General features: G+C 44.6%; 4 protein-coding genes. All 4 read left to right on the forward strand.

The window, feature by feature from the left end; translation table 11 throughout:
* Window positions 1-101 precede the first annotated feature (101 nt).
* The 4 genes from polA (at window position 102) to LJ658_RS19695 (ending at window position 6,155) form a co-directional block, all read left to right on the forward strand.
* Window positions 102-2,921, forward strand: coding sequence for a DNA polymerase I (polA, locus tag LJ658_RS19680; protein ID WP_230548268.1), 2,820 nt, complete (start codon window positions 102-104; stop codon window positions 2,919-2,921).
* A gap of 285 nt (window positions 2,922-3,206) precedes the next feature.
* Window positions 3,207-4,634 carry a glycogen synthase gene (locus LJ658_RS19685; protein WP_230548269.1) on the forward strand — a complete coding sequence of 476 codons (1,428 nt, stop codon included), beginning with the start codon at window positions 3,207-3,209 and terminating at the stop codon, window positions 4,632-4,634.
* Window positions 4,631-5,893: a glucose-1-phosphate adenylyltransferase gene (locus tag LJ658_RS19690; protein ID WP_230548270.1), complete on the forward strand. Its 1,263-nt coding sequence runs from the start codon at window positions 4,631-4,633 to the stop codon at window positions 5,891-5,893. Before LJ658_RS19685 ends, LJ658_RS19690 begins: the two co-directional genes overlap by 4 nt.
* A gap of 79 nt (window positions 5,894-5,972) precedes the next feature.
* On the forward strand, window positions 5,973-6,155 hold the full coding sequence (locus tag LJ658_RS19695; protein WP_230548271.1) for a hypothetical protein: 183 nt from the start codon (window positions 5,973-5,975) through the stop codon (window positions 6,153-6,155).
* The last annotated feature ends 185 nt before the right edge of the window (window positions 6,156-6,340 follow it).

The raw sequence follows: 6,340 nt of genomic DNA on the forward strand, positions 1-6,340 counted from the left end.
CCCGCTGATTTATTTTGATTAGGGGATTACCTGATTACTTAAAATTGTATTTTTGAAAACATCGGTGTAATCAAAACCCACCGTTGCAATTACAGTAAATAATGAAAAAGCTTTTCCTTTTAGATGGTATGGCCCTGATATACCGGGCACATTTTGCTTTAAGCAAAAACCCGCGTTTCACGTCGGGCGGATTAAATACGTCGGCAGTAATGGGTTTTACCAATACCTTGCTTGATGTATTAAAAAAGGAAAAACCAACCCACATGGCCGTTGTGTTTGATACCGATGCGCCAACCGAGCGCCATACTGATTTTGCGGCCTACAAGGCACACCGCGAGACCATGCCCGAAGATTTGTCTGCAGCACTGCCTTATATTTATAAACTGGTACTGGGTTTTAATATCCCGGTTATCACGTCTGATGGTTTTGAAGCCGATGATATCATAGGCACCCTGGCCAAAAAAGCCGAGCAGAAAGGGTACCAGGTTTATTGTATGACACCAGACAAGGATTTTGCCCAGCTGGTATCTGATAATATCTTCATTTACAAACCTGCCCGCATGGGTAATGATATGGAGATACTGGGTGTGCCGGAAGTATTAGCCAAATGGGAAATTGAACGGCCCGAGCAGGTAATTGATATCCTGGGGTTATGGGGTGATGCGGTGGATGGCATCCCCGGCATCCCCGGCATTGGTGAGAAAACAGCCAAACTATTAATTAAACAATACGGATCAGTTGAAGAGATAATAAGCCATAGCTATGAGCTTAAAGGTAAACTTCGTGAAAACGTTGAAGCCTTCGCCGAGCAGGGTTTACTATCGAAGAAACTGGCGACCATTAACCTGAATTCGCCGGTTGAGCTGGATGAGGCCGGGCTGGAAATGTGCGACCCAAGCAAGGAACTGTTAGAGCCGCTTTTTGCCGAGCTGGAGTTTAGAACCCTGGGCCGCCGCGTTTTTGGTGACGATTTTAGTATAACCGAAATAAAAGCAACATCGGCAGGTACGCAAATAGATATGTTTGGCGCACCAGTTGCCGAGGGCCGCACAACCATGACGGTAGATATCCAGGATATTGGGTCACCGTCTGAAACTGTAGCCGCCTCAAAAAATATAAATAATGTTGAGCATACTTATTACCTGGCAGATACCAAAGAAAAACGCGCCGAACTGATCGCCTTATTAAAACAACAAAAAAGCTTTTGCTTTGATACCGAAACTACCGGTACCGATGCGAATAACTGCGAGTTGGTTGGGCTGTCATTCGCCATAAAAGCCAATGAGGCCTGGTATGTACCCGTGCCCATTGATCAGGCCGAAGTACAGGTTATTGTGAATGAGTTTAAGGAAGTAATGGAGGACCCGACCATTAGTAAAACAGGGCAAAATATTAAGTTTGATATCCTGATGCTGAAGTGGTACGGCGTGCAGCTATGCGGCGACCTGTTTGATACCATGATGGCCCATTATATTATTGACCCGGATACCCGCCATGGTATGGATGTGCTGAGCGAGAACTACCTGGGTTATAAACCGGTATCCATAACCGAACTGATCGGTCCTAAAGGCAAGAACCAGGGCAGCATGCGTGATGTTGAGATAGAAAAGATAAAAGAATATGCCGCCGAGGATGCCGACATCACCCTGCAATTGAAAGAGGTTTTTGAGCCTAAAATAAAGGCGGTAGGTGCCGAGGATCTGCTGCATAAAATTGAGAACCCGCTGATTTACGTGCTGGCGGATATTGAGCACGAAGGCGTAAAGATTGACCACGATACGCTGCGCGAATTCTCAAAGGACCTGGAAACAGATATTGGCGTACTGGAGAAAACAGTTTACGAAAAAGCCGGCGTCCGTTTTAATATCGCATCGCCAAAACAACTGGGCGAAGTGTTGTTTGAAAAGCTGATGCTCGACCCCAAAGCTAAGAAAACCAAAACCGGGCAATACCAAACCGGCGAGGATGTGCTGTTGTCGTTAGCTAATAAAAGTGATATCGTTCGTGATATTTTAGATTACCGCCAGCTGCAAAAGTTAAAATCAACCTACGTTGATGCTTTGCCGACAATGGTTAATCAAAAAACGGGCCGGGTACATACCAGCTATAACCAGGCAGTAGCAGCAACGGGTAGGTTAAGTTCTACCAACCCTAACCTGCAAAATATCCCTATCCGTACCGAGCGGGGGCGCGAGGTGCGCAAAGCCTTTATTCCGCGCGACAGCGGGCACAGTATTGTATCTGCGGATTATTCGCAGATTGAGCTGCGTATTATTGCCGAAATAAGCAAAGACGCTGCCATGATGGATGCCTTTGTTAAAGGGCTGGATATCCATACCGCAACCGCAGCAAATGTTTATGGTGTAGCGGTTGAGGACGTGGACGGCACCCAGCGCCGAAATGCCAAGGCGGTAAATTTTGGGATAATTTACGGGCAGTCGGCTTTTGGTTTGTCGCAGAGCCTCGGCATCCCGCGTAAGGAGGCTGCCGAGATCATTGAAAATTATTTTACACAGTTCCCCGGCATTAAACAATATATGAGCGACACTATGAACTTCGCCCGCGAAAACGGTTATGTAACCACGCTGATGGGCCGCAGGCGTTACCTGCGCGATATTAACTCGGCCAACCAAACCGTACGGGGCTTTGCCGAGCGAAATGCCATTAACGCACCTATACAAGGGTCGGCAGCGGATATGATCAAGATAGCCATGATCAATATCCACCGTGAGCTAAAAGAAAAAAAACTGGATACCCGGATGACCATGCAGGTACATGATGAGCTGGTGTTTGATGTGCCCAATCATGAGATTGAAATTGTGAAGCCCATCATCATGCATAATATGAAAACCGCTATTAAAACTACCGTGCCAATTGTGGTCGAGATTGGTACGGGGTTAAATTGGCTGGAGGCGCATTAATAAATAACGTAGCAGCGTAATATTGTGCGTCTCTGCGTTATTTAATGCTGTGGTAGCATCCTGCCCCGCCCGGAGCACCTGCGCCATTAAATTATTGTTAATATTAATACGATTTAAATTTATAATAATCTCAATTTTATATATCGTTTAAATAGATAAAATATCATAATCATAATTATAGCTGCATTTAGGTTGAATTTTTGCATCTATAAAAACAGATTTTTCCAATTATGTGTTTGTTTATTTGCGGGAATGTTTAGTACCTTAATCGCAGTATATAAACCGATGAGAATTTTTCACCTGAGTGCCGAATGTTACCCTGTCGCCAAGGTTGGCGGGCTTGCTGATGTGGTTGGCGCTTTGCCTAAATATCAAACGCTGGCAGGGCATAACGCTGCTGTTGTAATGCCTTATTACGACCGGAAATTTGTACGCGAAAACGAATTTGATACCGTTTTTCAAAGTGCCACTTTACTGGGTACCCGCAGGCTGTATTTTGAGATACTGAAAGAAAAAACTAACAAGCTGGGCTTTGAGCTTTATCTGGTTAAAATACCCGGCTTAATAGACCGTGAAAATATTTACAGCTACCCGGATGAGACCGAACAATTCATTGCTTTCCAGATTGCGTTTTTGGATTGGATAAGCTATTCGCAGCAATCGCCGGATATCATCCATTGCCATGACCACCACTCGGGGCTGGTGCCGTTTCTGTTACAATACTCTAAGCTATATATCCGGCTGGCAAAAACGCCAACGGTATTCACCATACACAACGGCCAGTACCATGGCGCTTTTGGATGGGATAAACTTTCTTATCTGCCGGAGATCGACCTCACCAAAACGGGCTTGCTCGACTGGAGCGGTGGCATAAACCCGTTGGCATCGGCAGTGCGTTGTGCAAGCAGGTATACCACGGTTTCGCCCAGCTATCTGGAAGAACTGATCATAAGCTCGAACGGGTTAGAGTTTTTATTCTTTTTAGAGCGGGCCAGAGGTGTGGGTATTATTAACGGTATTGATACCGGCGTATGGAACCCGGCTACCGACCCAATGATCGCGGAGAAATTTACCGTGGCTAAAGTCGCTGCGGGCAAACAAAAAAATAAAGAAGCGTTATGCACACGCTTTAACCTTGATCCGGCTAAGCCTTTAATAACTTTTATTGGCCGTTTGGTTTTTGAAAAAGGCGCCGACCTGCTGGCCGAAGCAATTGAAACCAGTCTGGAAGAATTTGCCGGAAAAGTGAACTTCCTGGTACTGGGCGCCGGCGATCCGCAGACAGAAATGGATCTGCAGGAACTTAAAGAGAAATTTCCAGCTGATTGCAACGTTTACATCGGCTATAATGAGGAGCTGGCCCACCTGTTTTATGCCGGGTCGGATTTCTTGCTGATGCCAAGCCGCGTTGAACCATGCGGATTGAACCAGTTATATTCATTACGCTATGGCACCATGCCCCTGGTGCGCAGTACCGGCGGATTAAAGGACACCGTAATTGATTTTGGCGATACCGGCGGATACGGCATCCGTTACAATAATACCAGCGTTGAGGATATATGCTATGCGGTTAGCCGGGCGGTGGTGCTTTTTAATGACAATAAAACATTGCAAACTTTACGTAAGCGGATGATGGCCCTTGACTTTTCATGGGATGTATCCGCAAAAAAATATATGGAACTTTACCAAAGCTTAAATACCACAACAACATGACCTCAAAAGTAATTTGCATTGTACTTGGCGGCGGCCAGGGCAGCCGATTGTATCCCCTTACTGCAACACGCTCAAAACCGGCTGTGCCTATCGCGGGCAAATACCGTTTGGTTGATATTCCTATTTCTAATTGTCTGCATTCTGGTATCACACGTATTTATGTTTTAACACAGTTTAACTCGGCGTCATTAAATAAACACATTAAAAACACCTATCACTTTAGCAGTTTTAGCGAAGCGTTTGTTGATATTTTAGCTGCCGAGCAAACCCCTACCAGCGGTGCCTGGTTCCAGGGTACTGCTGATGCAGTGCGTCAAAGCCTGCACCATTTGGCGGTACATGAGTTTGACTATGTGTTGATCCTGTCAGGCGACCAGTTGTACCAGATGGATTTTGAGGACATGATCAATAAGCATGTTGAAGCTAAAGCCGATATTTCAATCGCTACCATACCGGTACATGTTAATGATGTACCCGGCTTCGGGATATTACAAACCGACGAAAACAGTATGGTTACCGCTTTTGTTGAAAAACCCAAAACCGGTTTTGATAAGCTGGTATCAGAAGTTAGCCCCGAGATGAAGGCGCAGGAACGCGTTTACCTGGCATCAATGGGGATCTATATATTTAACCGGAAGCTGTTATATGAATTGTTGCAGGGCAACGAAAGTACTGATTTTGGTAAAGAGATCATCCCGCAATCTATAGACGAGCACAGGGTGCTGAGTTATCAGTATGAAGGTTACTGGACCGATATTGGTACCATACCTTCTTTCTTTGATGCTAACTTAGGTTTAACAGATGATATACCGCAGTTTAACCTGTTTGATAAGAATTACATTTTTACGCGTGCGCGGATGTTGCCGCCGTCAAAGGTATCAGGCACACATATGGAGAAAGCAATAATTGCCGATGGCTGTATCATCAACGCCAGCCATGTGATACGTTCTGTAATTGGTATACGTACCCGTATTGGCTTTGATACAACTATCGAAAACTGCTATATAATGGGCAGTGACAACTATCAAACACTGGAGCAAATTGAAGAGTGCCAGGAGCATGACCAACCTATAATGGGTATTGGCGACCGTTGCCAGATCAAAAATGCCATTATAGATAAAAACACCTATATCGGTAATGATGTATCTATCAACTGCGGAGATCTTTTACCTAATGGCGATTTTGGTACCTATACAGTGCAGGATGGAATTGTGGTAGTTAAAAAGCGTGCGGTTATACCTAACGGCACAAAAATTTAATTTATTTAGTTTCCACAAAATTTTTACCGCGTTTGGTGCGTTTTTTGATTTAGTAAATGTCTAAACTAAATAAAAAGCTATGAAAAATGTATTATGCATGATCGCTTTAGCAGCGATCTCTTTCGGGAGCGTTTATGCGGTTCCGGTTCAACAGAAAACAGACACTGTTAAGGTGAAGAAAAAATGGAAAGACGGTAAGATGAAGATGAAAAAGAAAATGAAGAGGGATACCATGATGAAAAAAGACACCATGAAAATGTAGTCTTCACCCTTTCAAACAAAGAACGCCCCCGAATATTCGGGGGCGTTCTTTGTTTGGGTTAATTCTAATGGCTAAACCACCGCCTTTGGCGGTAGGTCATGGGTGGAGGCTATGCCAGAAACCACTATCTTAGTATTTGTGACGAAATACAGGAAATTATCTCATAGCTTTTACTATTGTGTGTA

The organism is Mucilaginibacter sp. UR6-11 (assembly GCF_020880695.1).
GTDB lineage: Bacteria > Bacteroidota > Bacteroidia > Sphingobacteriales > Sphingobacteriaceae > Mucilaginibacter.

What these genes read in the sequence shown, in the direction of transcription:
- polA (WP_230548268.1), top strand. Translation starts at nt 102, where the DNA reads ATGAAAAAGCTTTTCCTTTTAGATGGTATGGCCCTGATATACCGGGCA.
- LJ658_RS19685 (WP_230548269.1), top strand. Translation starts at nt 3,207, where the DNA reads ATGAGAATTTTTCACCTGAGTGCCGAATGTTACCCTGTCGCCAAGGTT.
- LJ658_RS19690 (WP_230548270.1), top strand. Translation starts at nt 4,631, where the DNA reads ATGACCTCAAAAGTAATTTGCATTGTACTTGGCGGCGGCCAGGGCAGC.
- LJ658_RS19695 (WP_230548271.1), top strand. Translation starts at nt 5,973, where the DNA reads ATGAAAAATGTATTATGCATGATCGCTTTAGCAGCGATCTCTTTCGGG.